Source organism: Tenacibaculum sp. 47A_GOM-205m, assembly GCF_000518405.1.
Lineage (GTDB): Bacteria > Bacteroidota > Bacteroidia > Flavobacteriales > Flavobacteriaceae > Polaribacter > Polaribacter lutimaris.
In genome coordinates this window covers 535,297-554,638 of sequence record NZ_JADN01000004.1, presented here as the reverse complement: position 1 = coordinate 554,638, position 19,342 = coordinate 535,297, and the positions used below count along the sequence as shown (strand labels likewise).

At 32.2% G+C, this 19,342-nt stretch carries 15 protein-coding genes; 10 read left to right on the top strand and 5 right to left on the bottom strand.

From position 1 onward, the window contains the following. Window positions 1-141: 141 nt before the first annotated feature. Window positions 142-279, top strand: coding sequence for a hypothetical protein (locus tag N534_RS15435; protein ID WP_170141619.1), 138 nt, complete (start codon window positions 142-144; stop codon window positions 277-279). Window positions 280-444: 165 nt separating this feature from the next. Here the strand turns inward: N534_RS15435 and N534_RS0106195 are convergent, their stop codons facing one another. Continuing rightward, window positions 445-1,617 (bottom strand): acyl-CoA dehydrogenase family protein, encoded by a 1,173-nt coding sequence (locus tag N534_RS0106195; protein ID WP_028891657.1) that lies wholly within the window; start codon window positions 1,615-1,617, stop codon window positions 445-447. 78 nt (window positions 1,618-1,695) lie between these two features. Between N534_RS0106195 and rnpA the strand changes: the two genes are divergently transcribed. From rnpA to purD, 4 genes are all read left to right on the top strand, one after another. After that, complete coding sequence (rnpA, locus tag N534_RS0106190; protein WP_028891656.1) at window positions 1,696-2,079, top strand: ribonuclease P protein component; 384 nt, start codon at window positions 1,696-1,698, stop codon at window positions 2,077-2,079. After that, window positions 2,069-3,694, top strand: a complete 1,626-nt coding sequence (locus N534_RS0106185; protein ID WP_028891655.1) for a S41 family peptidase — start codon at window positions 2,069-2,071, stop codon at window positions 3,692-3,694. Before rnpA ends, N534_RS0106185 begins: the two co-directional genes overlap by 11 nt. Window positions 3,695-3,735: 41 nt before the next feature. Continuing rightward, window positions 3,736-5,415 (top strand): hypothetical protein, encoded by a 1,680-nt coding sequence (locus N534_RS0106180; protein WP_028891654.1) that lies wholly within the window; start codon window positions 3,736-3,738, stop codon window positions 5,413-5,415. Between the two features lie 148 nt (window positions 5,416-5,563). After that, complete coding sequence (purD, locus tag N534_RS0106175) at window positions 5,564-6,838, top strand: phosphoribosylamine--glycine ligase (protein WP_028891653.1); 1,275 nt, start codon at window positions 5,564-5,566, stop codon at window positions 6,836-6,838. Window positions 6,839-6,876: 38 nt separating this feature from the next. Here the strand turns inward: purD and N534_RS0106170 are convergent, their stop codons facing one another. Together N534_RS0106170 and N534_RS0106165 are read right to left on the bottom strand one after the other, a co-directional pair. After that, on the bottom strand, window positions 6,877-7,923 hold the full coding sequence (locus N534_RS0106170; protein ID WP_028891652.1) for a cell wall metabolism sensor histidine kinase WalK: 1,047 nt from the start codon (window positions 7,921-7,923) through the stop codon (window positions 6,877-6,879). Between the two features lie 57 nt (window positions 7,924-7,980). Then, window positions 7,981-8,679, bottom strand: a complete 699-nt coding sequence (locus N534_RS0106165) for a response regulator transcription factor (RefSeq protein ID WP_028891651.1) — start codon at window positions 8,677-8,679, stop codon at window positions 7,981-7,983. 173 nt (window positions 8,680-8,852) lie between these two features. Between N534_RS0106165 and N534_RS0106160 the strand changes: the two genes are divergently transcribed. From N534_RS0106160 to N534_RS0106150, 3 genes are read left to right on the top strand one after another with little or no spacing between them, the layout of a single operon-like run. Further along, window positions 8,853-10,613 carry a DUF4153 domain-containing protein gene (locus N534_RS0106160; RefSeq protein WP_028891650.1) on the top strand — a complete coding sequence of 587 codons (1,761 nt, stop codon included), beginning with the start codon at window positions 8,853-8,855 and terminating at the stop codon, window positions 10,611-10,613. Continuing rightward, complete coding sequence (locus N534_RS0106155) at window positions 10,603-11,319, top strand: 3'-5' exonuclease (RefSeq protein ID WP_028891649.1); 717 nt, start codon at window positions 10,603-10,605, stop codon at window positions 11,317-11,319. The genes N534_RS0106160 and N534_RS0106155 overlap by 11 nt, the downstream gene beginning before the upstream one ends. Continuing rightward, complete coding sequence (locus N534_RS0106150; RefSeq protein WP_028891648.1) at window positions 11,319-11,648, top strand: hypothetical protein; 330 nt, start codon at window positions 11,319-11,321, stop codon at window positions 11,646-11,648. Before N534_RS0106155 ends, N534_RS0106150 begins: the two co-directional genes overlap by 1 nt. 1 nt (window position 11,649) lies before the next feature. On the opposite strand, the gene N534_RS0106145 is transcribed toward N534_RS0106150, so the two are convergent. Together N534_RS0106145 and N534_RS15290 are read right to left on the bottom strand one after the other, a co-directional pair. Then, window positions 11,650-13,509, bottom strand: coding sequence for an ABC-F family ATP-binding cassette domain-containing protein (locus tag N534_RS0106145; RefSeq protein WP_028891647.1), 1,860 nt, complete (start codon window positions 13,507-13,509; stop codon window positions 11,650-11,652). Window positions 13,510-13,586: 77 nt separating this feature from the next. Then, a complete protein-coding gene (locus N534_RS15290) occupies window positions 13,587-16,283 on the bottom strand; it encodes a GEVED domain-containing protein (RefSeq protein WP_156025559.1) in 2,697 nt (898 codons plus the stop codon). A 307-nt stretch (window positions 16,284-16,590) separates the two neighbouring features. Here N534_RS15290 and N534_RS0106135 point away from each other — a divergent pair, with 307 nt between their 5' ends. Both N534_RS0106135 and N534_RS0106130 read left to right on the top strand, forming a co-directional pair. Next, complete coding sequence (locus tag N534_RS0106135; RefSeq protein WP_028891646.1) at window positions 16,591-18,252, top strand: ABC transporter ATP-binding protein; 1,662 nt, start codon at window positions 16,591-16,593, stop codon at window positions 18,250-18,252. Window positions 18,253-18,307: 55 nt separating this feature from the next. Beyond that, window positions 18,308-19,324, top strand: a complete 1,017-nt coding sequence (locus N534_RS0106130; RefSeq protein ID WP_028891645.1) for a sugar phosphate nucleotidyltransferase — start codon at window positions 18,308-18,310, stop codon at window positions 19,322-19,324. Window positions 19,325-19,342: the final 18 nt, after the last annotated feature.

Below are 19,342 nucleotides of genomic sequence, written 5' to 3'. Positions count from 1 at the left end.
TCTTTCATATGGTCTAATTAAGTAAAGTTAATTAAGCTTTATTTTAGTGTAACCTTACTGTTTTTTTTGAAAATCCTGATAAATATCATGTTTTAATTTCGTTCTTCCTTATATTTTTGAGACAACAAAGAATAAGGAAAAATGACACAATTAATAAATATTCCCTTGGTATCTTGGACAAACGGAACCATTATGATAGCTATTTTCGGTTTAGTTTGTATAGGTTTAGTAACCGCTCTTTTAATTCTTGTTAACAGTGGGAAGAAAAAAGATAATTAGACTATCTCTAAAAAGTAAATAAAGCTATGAGATAGCTTCATTTGAAAAATGAAAGTATTTTAAAAACCCATAAAGTGGGTAAACTTTAGTTTTAATAGTTGATTGAAGAAGCACTCTATAATAATGTGTTAGTGGTTTAACGTTTGAGTGCTTCTTCTTCTTTTTTTATTTAAAAGCATTTAAGCCTGTAATATCTAATCCTGTAATTAATAAGTGTATATCGTGAGTTCCTTCATAAGTAATTACACTTTCTAAGTTCATTGAATGTCTCATTATTGAATATTCACCTGTAATTCCCATACCTCCTAACATTTGACGTGCTTCTCTGGCAATATTAATAGCCATATCTACATTATTACGCTTCGCCATAGATATTTGTGCTGATGTAGCTTTACCTTCGTTACGAAGTACACCTAACCTCCAAGCTAATAATTGTGCTTTTGTTATTTCAGTAATCATTTCTGCTAACTTCTTTTGTTGCAGTTGAAATTGTGCAATTGGCTTACCAAACTGTGTACGCTCTTTCGTATAACGTAAAGCTGTATCGTAACAATCCATTGCAGCACCAATAGCTCCCCAAGCAATTCCATAACGAGCAGAATCTAAACACCCTAACGGAGCTCCTAACCCAGATTTGTTTGGCAACAAGTTTTCTTTAGGAACTTTTACATTATCAAAAATTAATTCTCCTGTAGCAGAAGCTCTTAACGACCATTTATTGTGAGTCTCTGGAGTTGAAAAACCTTCCATACCACGCTCTACAATTAGTCCGTGAATACGTCCTTCTTCATTTTTAGCCCATACCACAGCAACTTGTGCAAACGGTGCGTTAGAAATCCACATTTTTGCTCCGTTCAATAAATAATGGTCTCCCATATCTTTGAACTTAGTTTCCATTCCACCAGGATTACTTCCATGGTTTGGTTCTGTTAAACCAAAACACCCCATCCATTCACCAGATGCTAATTTTGGTAAATATTTTTTTCGTTGCTCTTCATTTCCATACTTGTAAATTGGGTACATTACTAATGAAGATTGAACAGAGGACGTAGATCGAACTCCCGAATCTCCTCTTTCAATTTCTTGCATAATTAAACCATACGAAATTTGATCTAACCCTGCTCCTCCATACTCTTCAGGAATATAAGGTCCAAATGCCCCGATTTCTGCTAACCCTCCAATTATTTGCTTAGGAAACTCTGCTCGTTGTGCGTATTCTTCAATAATAGGAGAAACTTCACGTTTTACCCATTCTCTAGAAGCATCTCTGACAAGCTTATGTTCTTCAGTTAATAAATCATCAATGTTATAATAATCTGGAGCTTGAAATAAATCCATAGTTAGTCGAGTTTTAGAATTCTTTCAAATGTAATTAAAAAAATGATTTTTATCTAGGGTTTCCGTATGTTTGTACCGATGAGATTTACTTTAGGAAAAGAGGAACGGTTAAAGAGTAAAAAGCTGATAGGTAGGCTTTACGAAGAAGGAAAAACAATTAAAGTTTTTCCGCTTCGAATGGTATATATACAAGCAGAACATACCTCTAAATTTCCTGCACAAGTGGGTGTTTCTGTTCCTAAACGGAATTTTAAAAAAGCGGTAGACAGAAACCGAATTAAACGCTTGTTACGCGAAACTTACCGAAAAGAAAAACATACAATTTATGAGACTGTAGATAAACAATATGTGTTTATGATTTCTTATCTTGCAAGAGATGAATGGAAATATGCTGATATTGAGCATAAAATGAAGAAATTATTAACACAGTTTATTACAGAAGTTACTCAAGATGAAAAATAGAACAGCTCTTATTTTAGGTTCCCTCATTATCATCTCTCTTTTCTTTTCTTTTCAATCTCGTTTTTTTGAGATTGCCAAACAAATTGAAATTTATAACAACCTTTTTAAGGAGTTAAACATTAATTATATTGATGAAATTAACCCTGGTGATCTTACTGATAAAGCAATAAAAAACACACTTAAAAACTTAGACCCTTACACCAACTTTTTTAACGAACAAGATGTGGAAGATGCTCGCATTAGTCGTGAGGGTGAATATGGAGGTTTAGGTATTTCTTCTTTTTCTATAAATAAGGGAATGGTTATTTCTGAAGTATACAAAGGCTTTTCAGCTGATAAAGCAGGGTTAAAAGTAGGAGATATTATTACTACTGTAAACGACGTAGAGTTATCTAGCACAGAAAAAAGCCAGTTTACACAAATGCTAAAAGGGGTTCCAGGAAAAAAACTCTCTTTAAAAGTAGACAGAAACGGAGCAACAAAAAACATATTGGTAGAACTTGATAAAGTTGTTATAAATCCAGTTCCTTTTTATGACATGATTGATGCTGAAACTGGATACATTGTTTTAACACGATTCATAAGTCAAAAAGCTACCGAAGGTGTTGTTAACGCTTTTGCTGATCTTAAAAAAAGAGGAATGACAAAACTTGTGTTCGATTTACGATACAACCCTGGTGGATCATTATATGACGCTGTTAATATTACAAACCTGTTTATACCTAAAGGATTAAAAGTTGTAGATACTCGTGGTAAAAGTCAAAAGAATAGTAGAACTTATAAAACCAACAAAGATCCTTTAGATGCCAATATTCCTATTGTAGTGTTGATAAATGGTCGTTCAGCCTCAGCTTCAGAAATTGTCTCAGGAGCTTTACAAGATTATGACCGGGCAGTAATTATGGGAGAACGTTCTTTTGGAAAAGGCTTAGTTCAACGTTACTTTGATTTAAGCTACGGAACCCAAATGAAAATTACTATTTCTAAATACTACACTCCTAGTGGACGTTGTATTCAAGAATTGGATTATGCTAATAGAGATCCAAAAACAGGAAAAGTGCCTAAGTTTTCAGATACTACGCTTAATGAATTTACCACTAAAAATGGAAGAAAAGTATATGATGGTGGAGGTGTAACCCCAGATATTGTTAGTGAATTTTCTAAAAAAACAGAAGAAACTGATGAATTACTTAAATCAAGAGCTATTTTTAATTTTGTAACCGATTTCACTTATCAAAACCCTAATTTATCTACTGATAACTATACTTTTTCATCTACAAACTTTAATCAGTTTAAAGAATATTTACTTCGTAAAGACACCGCTTTTGTTTCTAACGAAGAAAGGTTATTTCAGTCTGCATACAAATCGGTAGAAAACAATAAAATTATTACTCCAGAATATACTACAATCATTCAACAATTAAAAGTCATAAAAGTTGCAAAAATTGTCGAAAATGAAGATCTTATTTCAAAGGAAATCGAAAATGAAATAGTTGAGCGTTATACCTACAAAGAAGGAATGTATAAACATTTATTTAAAAATGATGTCACTATTAAAAATGCTGTTACGCTGTTAAACGATATCAAAAAGTACAACAGTATTTTAGAAAAATAGCTTCCAGAATATAATTTTGTATATTTGTACTTTAAAAACATATGTCAAAACCTATCCAAAAAGAACGTACAAGAGCACACGAATCTACAAGCGCTATTGAGCGTTTATACATCTCAATGCGGCACCTATTTAGTCGTGGTTTTTATAAACCGATGGGAGTTTCAGGTGAAACTTTACGTAAATCACTTTTATCATTACGCCCAGAAATTTATGGGTCGATTGCTGAAGACAAAACCGAATTAAACGGATTGGTATACGTTATTGAACGTTTACCTGAAGGAATTGAAGAATGCCAATTTATTTACTTAACAGCAGACGAAGGATATCGAAATTCTAAATTCAAAGCGATTGTGCCTCCTAAAAGAAGGAGAAACTGCTATCGAATTGATAAAAGCCAAATGAATATCGAAATTACGCGTGGCCGTTCAGAAATTTATGATATTCTAACACACTTGACATTTTTATTTATTGAATCTCATAAAATAAAAGATCGTGTTGTAATTAACAACGGAGAAAGCTTCATTCGCGAATGGTTACTTTTAGAAGATATCGTACTACATAACAAAACTCTTACTGATGAAGAAAAAGACGTAATTGTAGTGCATCTTGGTAACATTTTAGGAAGAACCTACGACGAAATTTACGACGCATATAACACATTTTCTACTGAAGAAAATCCGAATAGATTTTTTCACTTAATTTACTGGTTAGGTAAATTAGCTATCAACGAATCTTTATACGATCAAAAACGTTCTATAAAATTCAGTTCGGTGTTAACTGAAGAAATCGGACATCATTATTACGGTGAATTATGGGCAAATAATATCAAAAAAGTCTTGTTAGATAACGGACTAATAGAGCGTCCTATCCACATCATTAGTGCAAACATGCACAGTGTAATGAACAGTATTTATGGTAAAAACGCGTTACCTAAAGAAGCTAAAAAACATAAAGATTTTCAGTTATTCGAATTGTTAAGTAACTCTAACAGTAGCGCTTTACAGTCTGCTGTAAAAAATTATGCTTCTGAAAACGGGTTGATTTATATCAAAGATACTTCAGGAACCAATATTAATGTACAAGTTATTGACACTGATAAAATTGATTTTGACACCAACTCTTTTAACAAAGTAAATTCAGTTGGAGAAAAACCTGTAATTATTGTAATGGATTATGCCTTTGGTGAGCAGGCTTTTGAAACAATGGATGAATTATTAAAACCTTATAAAACTGGAGGTAAAACAATTCATTTAGATGTTCAATCGGTTTCTATCATGGGAAAAGCAGGAATTTTAGAAGGTGGAAAAGGAGATATTATGATTCCTTCTTCACATATTTTTGAAGGAACTGCTGATAATTATCCATTTAAAAACGAATTGTCAAAAGAAGACTTAGAAGGTTTTGGTGTTCAAGTTTTTGATGGAGCTATGATTACTGTATTAGGAACATCGCTACAAAATAAAGATTTATTAAAATTTTTCCACGATTCAACTTGGAATGTAATCGGATTAGAAATGGAAGGTGCACACTACCAAAAAGCCATTCAATCTGCCTCTAGAATTAGAGGAAATATTTCAGAAAATGTAAAAGTACGTTATGCGTATTATGCATCTGATAACCCGTTAGAAACTGGTGCTACACTTGCTTCTGGAGGTCTTGGAATGAGCGGAGTAACACCAACTTATGCTATTACACAAAAAATACTAGAGCAAATATTTTAGTCGCAGAGCGACAATGAAATAATAAAAAAAGGCTTCTTTTGTTTAAAAAGAGGTCTTTTTTGTTTTTTATGCAATTTTAAAGACAGGTTTTGCTCATAGCCTTTTTTCTTATTTTATATTTGCACTCACAATACAACAACACACAACAATGAATATTCTAATTTTAGGATCGGGCGGTAGAGAACACGCCTTTGCTAAAAAACTTTCAGAAAGTACTAAAATCAACAACCTTTATGTTGCTCCTGGTAACGCAGGAACTGATGCTATTGCTACGAATTTAGCTATCAATCCAACTGACTTTACTCAGGTAAAAGAAACTGTTTTACAACACGATATCAATATGGTAGTTGTAGGTCCTGAAGCACCTTTAGTTGAAGGAGTTCACGACTTTTTCTTAGCTGATGAAGAATTAAAAAACATTCCTGTAATTGGACCTAAAAAAGATGGTGCTTTGTTAGAAGGAAGTAAAGATTTTTCAAAGCAGTTTATGGAAAAACACAACATTCCTACAGCTCGATACCAATCTTTTACTACTGAAACCCTTGCTGAAGGAAAAAAATTTTTAGAAACACTAGATGCTCCGTATGTATTGAAAGCTGACGGATTAGCTGCTGGAAAAGGAGTGTTAATCTTAAACGATTTAGAAGAAGCAAAAGCTGAGTTAGAAGAAATGCTTTCCAATCAAAAATTTGGAAGTGCTTCATCAACCGTAGTTATTGAAGAATTTTTAAAAGGAATTGAATTATCTGTTTTTGTTTTAACGGACGGAAAGAATTATAAAATTTTACCTTCTGCTAAAGATTACAAACGTATTGGAGAGGGTGACACAGGGCTAAATACAGGCGGTATGGGCGCTATTTCTCCTGTTCCTTTTGCTACAGATGATTTTTTAACGAAAGTGGAAGAATTAGTCGTTAAACCTACAATTGACGGTTTACAAAAAGATGGAATAGATTATAGAGGATTTATTTTTATCGGATTGATGAACGATAACGGAAATCCATCAGTAGTTGAATACAACGTTCGTATGGGAGATCCTGAAACAGAAGTGGTATTACCTCGTATTCAATCAGACTTATTAGAGTTATTTGAAGGTGTTGCTACACAAACCTTGGGAGAAAAATCGTATGAAGTTACCCCACAAACAGCAACGACTGTGATGTTAGTTTCTGGTGGATACCCAGAAGCTTACGAAAAAGGAAAAGAAATTACAGGTTTTAATACCGTAGATGATTCTATCGTTTTTCATGCTGGAACCACTATAAAAGATGGTAAAGTTGTTACGAGCGGTGGACGTGTAATGGCGATTACTTCTTTTGGAGACTCTATAGAAGAAGCCTTAGAAAAATCATATAAAAGCATCGATAAAATAACTTTTGATAAAATGAATTATCGAAAAGATATCGGCTTCGATTTAAAATAATAACAATAAAAAAAGGAGTTGATAATCAACTCCTTTTTTTATTTCATTGCCTTTTCTAAAGTAAACGAAAACTCAGAACCTTCTCCATATTTACTCTTTAAAAGAATGGTTTCGTTATGTGCTTCAATAATATGTTTTACGATTGAAAGTCCTAATCCTGATCCTCCTTGTTCACGAGATCTACTTTGATCTACACGATAAAAACGCTCAAACAAACGAGAAAGGTGTTCTTGTTTAATCCCTTCACCATTATCGTTTATTTTAATAATAAACTTATTCTGATTATATGGTTCAACACTTACGGTGGTTACACCACCTACTCTACCGTATTTTATTGAGTTTACCACTAAATTGATTAATACTTGCTCAATTCGTTCAACATCTCCTTTTACCAAGTGAGGAAAATCATACACGCGATCAAAACGTAGTGTTATGTTTCTCTTTTTAGCTTTCATTTCAAACAAATCAAACACATTTTGAATCAACTCAATAATGTTGAATGTTTTCATGTTCATCTTCATCCCCTCCGTTTCTAACTTAGCAATCATATCTAAGTCTTTTACAATAGAGGTTAATCGTTCTACACCTTTGTTTGCTCTGTCTAAATACTTAGCTAGGATTTCTTTATCCTCAGCAGCTCCTTCTAACAATGTTAAAATGTATCCTTGTACCGTAAATAATGGTGTTTTTAGCTCATGTGCTACGTTTCCTAAGAAATCACGTCTAAAAGAATCTCGCTGAGTTAAATGGGCTATTTCTTCACTTTTTCCTTCAACGTATTCTTGTACACTTTTGGTAAGTTCTTCTACATCTGTTGTTACCTTTTTTCTTTTTAAATCGTTGATATCTAAAATAGAAATATCTTCATACATCTTTCTTACTCGTTGGTAAATAAAATGTTCTGCTCGATACTGTATTACAAAAAACGACACAATAAACATGGCAATACCAAAAACGATAACTGCGCCAATTCCTAAAATATTAACTAAAAACAGGTACGATAACACAGCTATTATTAAAGATAATAGCGTTGAGTAGAATGCCGACCAGAGGGCGTATCTGTATGTTTTTTTTATTTTTACCATAGATAAAAAAATAGATTGCTAGCTAGCAATCTACTTATTATTTTTTGAGTTCAAAAATTATTTGTCTGTTTCGTCTAGCACAAACTTATATCCTACTCCTTTTACCGTTTTAAAATAGTTATCTCCTATTTTTTCGCGTAGTTTACGAATGTGTACATCAATAGTTCTACCACCAACAACTACTTCATTACCCCAAACACTATCTAAAATTACTTCTCTTTTAAATACTTTTCCTGGTTTTGAAGTTAGTAAAGAAAATAGTTCAAACTCTTTTCTTGGTAATGCTATTTTTTCTTCTCCTTTAAAAACAACATACTCATCTCTGTTGATAACAATATCTCCTATTTTGGTAGTTGTATCTGCTTTTTCTTCTGTTTTTAAACGACGTAATAACGATTTTACCTTGCTAATTAACACTTTTGGTTTAACCGGTTTTGTAATGTAATCATCAGCTCCTGCATCAAAACCAGCTACTTGTGAATAATCTTCTCCTCTAGCAGTTAAAAAAGAAATTAAAACGTCTTCTAAAGATTTTATATTTCTAATTTTTTCACAAGCTTCGATACCATCCATTTCTGGCATCATGATGTCTAATAAAATTAAATGTGGAGTAACTTTCTTTGCTGTTTTTACAGCTTCTGCCCCATTATTGGCAGTAAACACCTGATATCCTTCCGATTTTAAATTGTATCCTACAATTTCTAAAATATCTGGTTCATCATCAACTAGTAGAATTTTAATATCGCTAGTATTCATAGTTCTTTATATTATGTTACCCAAAAGTAATCATAAAATAATAAACCCTTGATACACACGCTTAACTTAACGTTCATTTAATATTTAATAAACTTTTCCTTAAAAAAACACCTCATAAAGCACAATGCTTTCCATTTTTTCTTTGTTTTTGTATATTTATAAAAAGAAATTCTATGAAAATCATTCCATCTCTTGGTGAGATTGTATCTAAAGCTAAAAATACATTTAACCGTTTTCCTATAACTCTTTCTTGGGCAGTCATTGGTACATTTTTCACTTTATCTACCATCGAAAATGATACTTTTGATGATATTTTTACAGGAATAATTATTCTAATTTTTGCTTTAGGAATCAGTTGGTTGATAGCCACACGTTTTTTTCTAGAACAGTTAAAAAAGAAAAGTTACTGGGTATTTTTAATTCCCTTTAACTTCTTAACAGCATTCTATTTTAGTATAGATATTGATGCATATCGTATAGATAAAAATTCTATTATACGTTTCTTTCTTTATTTCATAGCTGGTCATTTGTTTGTTATGATTGCTCCTTTCTTTATAAAATGGGATAAATCGGCTTACTTTAACTATTTAAAAGCTGTTTTTATATCTATTGTTAGAAGTCTATTCTTTTCACTAATTCTTTATTTGGGAATTGTATTAGCTTTGCTTGCGGTTAAACATTTGTTTAACGTTGATTTTAAAGGAGACCGTTTTTTACAAGTCTTTGTAATTTGTATAGGAATTGTAAACACATGGATTTACCTTTCTGATTTTCCTAAAGATATTCACAACCAACTTACTATTAACTACACCAAGGCTTTAGAAGTTTTAGTAAAATATATTTTAATTCCGTTGGTTATTTTATACCTCATCATTTTATATGCATACAGTTTAAAAATTGTTATTAATTGGAACTTACCTAAAGGATGGGTTTCGTATTTAGTAATTGCTTTGTCTTTTTTAGGTTTTATAGTTCAAACACTTATCAACCCTATTCAAAAAACAATTAACTCACGTGCTATTAGAAGGTTTCATCCTTGGTTTTATTACTTGTTATTACCTTTAATCGGACTACTTTTTGTCGCTATTTTTAGACGCATTAACGAATACGGAATTACCGAAAACCGTTATTTTGTACTTGTTCTTGCTTTTTGGATTTTAGCCATGACATTGTACATGATTTTTAGCAAACAACAAAGAATTAAAATATTCCCATTAAGTCTAGCAATTATAACCATGTTAATTTCTTTTGGTTTTTGGGGTGCTTTTTCAGTATCGACTAAAAGCCAAGTTCAACAATTTGAAAAAGTATATACCGATATAAAAAACACGGGGTTTTCAACCACTTTTGAAAAGAAAAATCAACTACGCTCTATTATTCGTTATCTAAATGAAAAAGACGAGTTAGAGAAAGTTACTGCAACCTTAGGCTACAACCCTAAAACAACATTTAAAACTGAAAGTCATTGGCAACTACAAAAAAAATTAATGGATAGCCTAAATATTAAAGTAACCGATAATCCTGAGAAACCATACAGAGCCTATTATTATAATTTAGATGATTTTAATATAACTTTAGATCTTAAAAACTATGATTTTTTAAAGCGTTTATATATCACCCTTCACGAAAATAAAAACTCTATAAATCAATACCAACTTACTTTAACTGAAAATAGTAATATTTTAGAAATTTCCACGGGAGAAGATTTGATAGGAGAAATTGATTGTTCTGAAATGATTAAAAAACTTAAAGATCAAGAACAGAATTATAATTTACCTCTTAATTTAATGACCATTGAACAGCATTTTAAAATGTTGAATGTAAAACTTATTTTTCAAAGTATTAGCTTATCAAATATTGATGATGATACCAAAGAAGAATACGTATCTAATGCTACTATTTATGTTTTAATTAAAGAAAAAAATGCTGAATAAACTCAACTTACAAAACATTTTGTTTTTAGATATAGAAACGGTTCCAGAAGTAGAATTGTTTGCCGATTTATCTCCTGAAATGCAAGAGTTATATGCTTTGAAAACACAATACCAACGAAAAGATGAATTTACTCCTGAAGAGTTTTACCATCGAGCAGGTATTTGGGCTGAGTTTGGGAAAATTATCTGTATTTCTGTAGGTTATTTTGTAGAACGAAAAGGTGTAAGTCAATTGCGAGTTACCTCTTTTTATGGTGACAATGAGCATAAACTGTTGGTCGATTTTAAAAATTTGTTAGATACACACTTTAACCATCCAAACCATCTATTATGTGCACACAATGGTAAAGAATTTGATTTTCCGTATATCGCACGACGTATGATTATTAATCAAATTGAGTTGCCTAATAAACTTAATTTATTTGGTAAAAAACCTTGGGAAGTTCCACATATAGACACCATGGATTTATGGAAGTTTGGCGACTATAAACACTATACTTCTTTAAAATTACTTACCGCTATTTTAGGAATTCCTTCTCCCAAGCAAGATATTGATGGCAGTGAAGTTGCCAACGTATACTACCAAGAAAAAAATCTTTCTCGTATTGTTGAATATTGCGAACGAGATACCGTAGCCGTAGCTCAATTACTATTGCGATTTTTAAACAAGCCTTTGGTAGACGAAATTGATATTATTAGTGTATAATGAAAAAAGAAGTTTATCTCAAAGAAAAAGGCTTTCCTGAAATTAAGGTTTTTACTGATTATTTTGAAATTAAAGCTAGAGATTTTAACAACTTTAGAAGGTTTAATTTTTTAGATATAAAAGAAATAAGATACAAAAGCCAACATGATAATTGGATCTCTAAATTTTATTTAATTTTTTCAACTAGAGCTAAAATCTTCATACCTCAAGATCCATGGATTTTAAAAATTTATTTAAAAAATGGTGGTTCTTGGGAATACGAAACATCTCATAAACCTAATAATGAATTTAACACTATAATTAAACAGTTAAAAAATCAAATTAGATAATTTAACCCTCTAATTTCATTGAAAGTTCAAACCAACGCTCTTCTTTTTCTTCTAAGCTTTCTATAATTTCTTGTAGTTCTAAAGATTTTTCATTGATATCATCCATCGCTATTTCTCCATTGGTAAATTGCGCTTCTAGGTTTACTTTCTTTTTTTGCAGCTTCTCAATATCAACCTCTAACTGACCAAACTCACGTTTCTCATTATAACTTAACTTTCCTTTTTGAGGTGCTTTTTCTGGTTTTTCAGCAACTATTTTCTCTTCTTTAGGCTCTGGTGGTAACGAGCTTTCGTAAGCTCTATAATCAGAGTAATTTCCTGGAAAATTTTCTACTTCTCCTTCTCCTTTAAAAACAAATAAGCCGTCAACTATTTTATCCATAAAATAACGGTCGTGCGATACTACCATTAAATTTCCTGGATAATCCAGTAAAAAGCTTTCTAATACATTTAGGGTTACCACATCTAAATCGTTGGTAGGCTCATCAAGAATTAAGAAATTAGGGTTTTGAATTAAAACAGCACACAAGTACAAACGCTTCTGCTCTCCTCCACTTAATTTTTCGACAAAATCATATTGCTTTTTTCTATCAAATAAAAAGCGTTCTAATAACTGAGCTGCAGAAATTCTTCTTCCTTTGGTTAACGGAATTTCTTCTCCAAACTCTTTAATAACTTCTATTACTTTTTGTCCTTCTTTTATTTGGATTCCTTTTTGAGTGTAGTAACCAAATTTTACCGTTTCTCCAACAATTACTTTACCTCCATCTACAGGAATTTTGCCTGTTAGTATGTTTAAGAAAGAGGATTTCCCTGTTCCGTTTTTTCCGATAACTCCTATACGCTCTCCTCGTTTAAAAACATAGTCAAATCCATCTAAAATAACTTTATCTCCAAAGTTCTTTTTTAGTTTATGAAGCTCTACTATTTTACTTCCTAAACGCTCCATGTTAATTTCTAACTGAACTTCATGCTCTTTTCTTCGTTGATGTGCTTTTTCTTTAATTTGGAAAAAGTCATCAATACGTGATTTAGATTTGGTAGTACGTGCTTTAGGCTGACGGCGCATCCAATCCAGCTCTTTTTTAAACAAGCTTTTTGCTTTGCTTAAGTTCGTTGCTTCTAAAGCTAATCGTTCTTCTTTATTTTGAAGGTAATATGAGTAATTTCCTTTGTATTTGTATAGTTTTCCGTTATCTAATTCTATAATTTCATTACATACACGCTCTAAAAAATAACGATCGTGTGTTACCATGAATAAGGTTATTTTTTCCTTAGCGAAAAATGCTTCTAACCACTCAATCATTTCCAAATCTAAATGGTTGGTTGGCTCATCTAAAATTAATAAGTCTGGTTTATTGATAAGGATGATTGCTAACGACAATCGTTTCTTTTGTCCCCCAGAAAGCTTCCCTACTTTTTGTGATAAATCATCTAATTTCAGCTTAGAAAGTATTTGCTTGTATTGTGTTTCAAAATCCCAAGCATTGTGCTGTTCCATTAACTCAAATGCTTTCTGATACACTTCAGTATCATCAGGATTTTGTAAAGCCTTTTCATATTGTTGAATTACAGGAAGGATAGTACTTTCTGTTGAAAAAATAGTTTCTTCAATTGTTAGCTCTGGATTCAAATCATCATCTTGTGCCAAATAAGCTATATTTATTCCTTTCCTACTGATAACTTGTCCTTCATCTGGTGTATCTTTTCCTGCAATAATGTTTAAAATAGAGGTTTTTCCACTACCATTTTTAGCAACAAAAGCTATTTTTTGGTCTTTATTAATTCCAAAAGAAATGTCTTCAAATAAGACCTTTTCGCCATACGATTTTGCTATGTTTTCTACTGATAGGTAATTCATCCTCTAAAATTTTATACAAAGAAACAAAAAACCCAAGCAAAATTGCTTGGGTTTTATCAGAATAAAAGAATCTTCTTTTACTTCTTCATTAACTTAGTTCTTAATAATTTTTGACCATCATTAACTTCTAAAATATACATTCCTGTTTTTAATTTTGAAACGTCTAAATTTAAAGTACTTAAAACACCTGACTTTAAAACTCCTCCTCTAGGGTTTACGATTCTATACGTCATATTTTCAGCTTTAGAAGCTAATTTAACTTGCACAAAATCTTCAGATGGGTTAGGATATACCATTAAATCAGAACTGTGCTCATTTCCTAACTTTTCAGCGTCAACAAAAGTTGAATTTTCTTGTCTTGCACTCGAAACAATATTTACAGAATAATCTTCTACTTCACCATACGAAAAAGTTTCGCAAGCTGTTTGCGCAGAATTATATTTCATAGAAACACGCATTCTTGTTGTTCCTAAAGTTGCTCCTGCTGGCACATTAACTGTGGCTGTTAAATTGTTGGCACTTGATGAAGATCCTGTTACAACTTTTTCACTACTCTCAAATGTTCCATTTTGATTAAAATCAATCCAAACAGCCCAATACTCTGTATATGAAGAACTACTAAATCCTGCACTTATAATCATCTGATTTGAGCTTCCTACTGCTAAGGTTGCTGTTTTTGAAGTAAAATCAGCATATCCTCCATTATCTCCAGTTGCATTAGTCATTCCTCCTAACTCAACATTATCAATCCACTCATAAGAAGAGTTGTTTCCTTTTGATTCACAGTATGAAACTGAGTTTGATAAAGTTGTTACGTTTATTGTACTACTAGAAGCTGAAACATTTCCTGCTGCATCTTTTGCTCTTACTGAAAAAGTATAAGTAGTTGCTGCTGTTAATCCTGTTACATTTGTTGTAGTTCCTGTTACAGAACCAATATTGGTAGTTCCTTGATAAACATCATAACCAGTTACTCCAACGTTATCAGTAGATGCTGACCAGTTTAATGTTAAAGAAGTTTGTGTTACACTAGAAGCTGCTAAGTTTGTTGGTGCTGTTGGTGCTGTTATATCTGCTGTTCCTGCTCCAATTACTACTGTATAGTCTTCTACTTCTCCATAAGAAAATGAAGCTTCACATGCCGTTGGTACTGCATTGTATTTTAAAACTATACGCATTCTTGTTGCTCCATCTGTAGCAGAAGCCGGCACTGTAAAAGATGTACTAACAGGTGTATCTTTAGAAGCAGCCTTTGTCCAAACAGTTTCTCCTGAATCAGAAAAATCTCCATCTTGATTATAATCTATCCAAACACCATAACCTTCGTTATATGTTGTTCCTGTCCAAGTTGGTGTAATAGTAATAGTATGAGAAGTTCCTTTTGCTAAGTTCGTTGAAATAGCTGTATGGTCAGAATAACCATTTCCTCCTCCAGTGCTATTATCAATAGTTCCTAATTGTACTCTTCCAATATATTCATCAGAAACACTATTTCCTTTTGATGAACAATAAGTAATAGTAACTGCTGGAGTAGTAAAAGTTGAAGAAGCACTATATGCTGAATTTGAACCATCAGAACATTTACTACGCACTTGTACTTCGTATTGAGTAGATGCTGATAATCCGCTTAAAGATGTTGAAGATCCAGAAACTGCATTAGTTGTCCATGACGAAGTTCCTGTTTGACGATATCTTACATCGTATGTAGCTCCTGAAACTGCTGTCCAAGATACTGATGCTCCTGAAGAAGTAATACTAGATACAGTTACACCTGTTGGTACCGTTGCTGTACATGAAGTAGAACCTCCAGTTTTATCAGATAACGCTAAGCTTCTTCGTACTCCTCCTGACTCTAAAACAGCACGCATTCTATTTTTTTGACCTAAAGTAAACAGGTTCATACAAGTATCATCAGAGTAATCCATGTAGTTTTCAACCATATCTAATGATCCACAAGAAGAGTGACTTGAAGCACATCCGTAGTTTGCAGCATCAGATTCCGGAGTATCAGAAACAAAATCATCAACACCACAAGCACCATCACCCCAGATATGTCTAAGGTTTAAAAAGTGACCTACTTCGTGAGTAGTTGTTCTTCCTTTGTCAAATGGAGCAGATAAGTAGAATCCTGAACCTTTACTTGAGCTACCAAAATATTGTGGGCTCATTACAACTCCATCAGTAGCAGCACTACCTCCAGGAAACTGAGCATATCCTAAGATTCCACCACCAATATTACACACCCACATGTTAAGATACTCTGAAGTATCCCATGGATCTACTCCTCCTTGTGATGATTTTTTCATCGCATCATTGGTTCCCCATGAAGTTTTAGATGATGACTTTCTCGTAATACCATTGGTTGGATTACCATTTGGGTCTACTTGAGCTAAATAAAATTCTATTTCTGTATCAGCTGCTTGAGACCATTTTGTTGTTTTGTCTGGATTGGTTCTTCTGTAATCTTCATTTAAAACATCAATTTGTGATTGAATTTGTGCTACACTGATGTTTTCTTGTGAACTGTTGTAAATAACATGTACAACTACTGGAATTTGAATAATATTTCCTACTATTTTTCCTTGGTAGTTCTTCTTTTCTGCAATTTTTTTCTGAGTAAAAGACTCAATTTCTTGCATTTTGTTTTTTAATGAAGGGTTGATGGATTGCCTGTACTCTAGGTTTTCCATTGAGTGACAGTTTCTTTTTTCTTGGGCATACGAAGCACCAACAAAAAATAAGCACAGAAGTGCTAGGGTAATTTTGTTTTTCATTTTTGAAGGGTTTATTATGTTAATTAAACTAATTGAGAGCTATTTAATTACTCTAAAAAATAACTCTTAATTTTTTGTTAAATCATTGACAAATATATAAAAAAACACAAAAAACAATACATTTAAAACAATTAACTTACTGTTTTTGTTTATTTTATAGAGTGTAATCCTTATTTTTCCTAGTAAAACACTAGATTTTATATTTAGCTATTTATTTTATATTCATTATCAATGAATTAAATCATGATTTACTTTTCAAGAGAGATTTGAAAAATTTTAATTGTACTTTTATTAAAATTTAAGGTAGATGCTTGTTGTTAAAAATTTAGAAATCTCTTTTAAAAATACGCCTCCAGTGGTTCAAGGTATTTCTTTTGAAATCGAAGAAAATAAAACTTTGGGTATAGTAGGAGAGAGTGGTAGTGGAAAATCGATAAGTTCTTTAGCTATTTTAGGATTGCTTCCTAAAACAGCTAAAATAAAAGGTGAATTGTTTTTTAATGAGCAAAATGTATTGGATTTTAGCGAGGCATGCTTTCAAAAAATACGAGGAAATCAAATCGCGATGATTTTTCAAGAACCCATGAGTTCTTTAAACCCAACATTAACTTGTGGTTTTCAAGTTGCTGAAATGTTACAACAGCACACGCAACTTTCTTCCAAAGAAATTAAAGAAGAAGTTATTTCTTTGTTTTCAAAAGTAAAACTTCCGAGACCAGAAGCTATTTATAACTCGTATCCGCACCAAATAAGTGGTGGACAAAAACAGCGTGTAATGATTGCCATGGCTATTGCTTGTAAACCTCAACTTTTAATTGCTGATGAACCTACTACAGCATTGGATGTAACGGTGCAGAAAGAAATAATCTTATTACTGAAAGAGCTTCAGCAAGAATTCGGTATGGGTATTATTTTTATTTCTCACGACTTAGCATTAGTTTCTGAAATTGCAGATAATGTCGTGGTAATGCACAAAGGAAAAATAGTGGAAAAGGGTAGTGCTAATCGTGTTTTTTTGCATCCGAAGGAAAGTTATACCAAGGCTTTAATCAATTCGAAACCCAATACTAAAAAACGACTAAAAACCCTACCTACAGTTAACGACTTTATCAACGATACAATTGATTCAACAATATATACAGATGAAGAACGTACTGCTTTTCATCAAAAAATATACAACAGACCTCCGTTGTTAGAAATTATCAATTTACATAAAGATTTTATCAGTAATGCTTCATGGTTTTCAAAACCAGCTGTTGTGAAAGCAGTGAATAATGTTTCTTTTAAAATTTATGAAGGAGAAACATTAGGGCTAGTAGGAGAGAGCGGTTGTGGAAAAACCACTTTAAGCAGAACTATTTTACAACTAGAAAAAGCCACCTCTGGAAGTATTTTATATAAAGGGACTGACATTACTAAACTTTCAAAATCGGCTTTTAAAAAGCTTCGAAAAGAAATCCAAATTATATTTCAAGATCCGTTTTCATCCTTAAACCCAAGAGTTACTGTCGGAAATGCGATTTTAGAACCGATGAAAGTTCATAACGTCTTAAACTCTAACAAAGAACGAAAAGAATATGTGTGTGGTTTGTTAGAAAAAGTAGGTTTAGAAGCAACTCATTTTAATCGTTATCCACATGAATTTTCTGGAGGACAACGTCAACGTATAGGAATTGCTCGTGCTATTGCTTTACAACCCAAACTAATTATTTGTGACGAATCGGTTTCAGCTCTGGACGTGTCTGTACAAGCTCAAGTGTTAAATTTATTAAACCAATTAAAATCAGAATTTAATTTTACTTACATATTTATTTCTCATGATTTATCTGTCGTAAAATATATGGCAGATCAATTAGTTGTAATGAACAAAGGTAGGGTAGAAGAAATTGCTGATGCTGATGAGATTTACCTACATCCTAAGACAAAATACACTCAAACTTTAATTGAAGCTATTCCTAAAGGATTATAACTTTTTTCACTGCGTTATTAATGGTATATTGCACCGTTAAAACGAAAAGAAAATTATGAAGATTATAGTACCAATGGCTGGAATTGGGTCTCGTTTAAGACCTCATACATTAACAACTCCTAAGCCACTAACGGTTATAGCTGGTAAATCAATTGTACAACGATTAGTAGAAGATATTACTGCTGTTGTAGACCAACCTATTGAGGAAATTGCTTTTATAATCGGACCTGCTGCTAAAGGTTTTCCTGCAGATACAAAAGATAAATTAATAAAAATAGCCGAAAATTTAGGAGCCAAAGGTTCGGTATATGTTCAAGAGGAAGCGTTAGGAACAGCACATGCTATTTACTGTGCTAAAGAATCGTTAGGTGGTTCGTGCGTAGTCGCTTTTGCTGATACATTATTCAAAGCAGATTTTACTTTAGATGCTAATGCTGATGGGGCTATTTGGGTGAAGCAAGTTGAAGATCCGAGCGCTTTTGGAGTAGTAAAATTAAAAGACGGTTTTATTACTGATTTTGTTGAGAAGCCTAAAGAATTTGTCTCTGATTTAGCGATTATTGGTATTTATTATTTTAAAGATGCTGATAAATTACTAGAAGAAATTAACTATTTAATTGATAACGATATAAGACCTTCTGGTGAATATCAATTAACCGAAGCTTTAGAAGCTTTAAAGCAAAAAGGAGCTAAATTTATTCCTGGTAAAGTAAGTACTTGGATGGATTGTGGTAAAAAAGACCCAACAGTAGATACTAACAAACTTGTATTAGGATTTGAACAAGCTGATGGCAACAATTTAGTGTCTGAAGACGTTGTATTAGAGAACGCTGAAATTATTCAGCCATGTTATGTTGGAAAAAATGTAGTGTTGAAAAATACTAAAATAGGACCTTTTGTTTCAATTGGAGAAAATAGTATGGTTGAAAACTCAACAATAACAAACTCTTTAATTCAAACAAACGTGCATATTTCAAATGCCAATTTAGATAATGCAATGATTGGTAACCACGCAAAATACAATGCTAATTATACATCGGTAAGTATAGGTGATTATACAGAACTTACATAAAACCTCTAGAGAAAAGAG

Bases quoted from the DNA above. Each gene is read 5' to 3' on its own strand.
- N534_RS0106160 (WP_028891650.1), top strand. From the start codon at position 8,853: ATGAAAATCATTCCATCTCTTGGTGAGATTGTATCTAAAGCTAAAAAT.
- N534_RS0106130 (WP_028891645.1), top strand. From the start codon at position 18,308: ATGAAGATTATAGTACCAATGGCTGGAATTGGGTCTCGTTTAAGACCT.
- N534_RS0106150 (WP_028891648.1), top strand. From the start codon at position 11,319: ATGAAAAAAGAAGTTTATCTCAAAGAAAAAGGCTTTCCTGAAATTAAG.
- N534_RS0106185 (WP_028891655.1), top strand. From the start codon at position 2,069: ATGAAAAATAGAACAGCTCTTATTTTAGGTTCCCTCATTATCATCTCT.
- N534_RS0106170 (WP_028891652.1), bottom strand. From the start codon at position 7,923: ATGGTAAAAATAAAAAAAACATACAGATACGCCCTCTGGTCGGCATTC.
- N534_RS15435 (WP_170141619.1), top strand. From the start codon at position 142: ATGACACAATTAATAAATATTCCCTTGGTATCTTGGACAAACGGAACC.
- rnpA (WP_028891656.1), top strand. From the start codon at position 1,696: ATGAGATTTACTTTAGGAAAAGAGGAACGGTTAAAGAGTAAAAAGCTG.
- N534_RS0106155 (WP_028891649.1), top strand. From the start codon at position 10,603: ATGCTGAATAAACTCAACTTACAAAACATTTTGTTTTTAGATATAGAA.
- N534_RS0106135 (WP_028891646.1), top strand. From the start codon at position 16,591: ATGCTTGTTGTTAAAAATTTAGAAATCTCTTTTAAAAATACGCCTCCA.
- N534_RS0106195 (WP_028891657.1), bottom strand. From the start codon at position 1,617: ATGGATTTATTTCAAGCTCCAGATTATTATAACATTGATGATTTATTA.
- N534_RS0106145 (WP_028891647.1), bottom strand. From the start codon at position 13,509: ATGAATTACCTATCAGTAGAAAACATAGCAAAATCGTATGGCGAAAAG.
- N534_RS15290 (WP_156025559.1), bottom strand. From the start codon at position 16,283: ATGAAAAACAAAATTACCCTAGCACTTCTGTGCTTATTTTTTGTTGGT.
- purD (WP_028891653.1), top strand. From the start codon at position 5,564: ATGAATATTCTAATTTTAGGATCGGGCGGTAGAGAACACGCCTTTGCT.
- N534_RS0106165 (WP_028891651.1), bottom strand. From the start codon at position 8,679: ATGAATACTAGCGATATTAAAATTCTACTAGTTGATGATGAACCAGAT.
- N534_RS0106180 (WP_028891654.1), top strand. From the start codon at position 3,736: ATGTCAAAACCTATCCAAAAAGAACGTACAAGAGCACACGAATCTACA.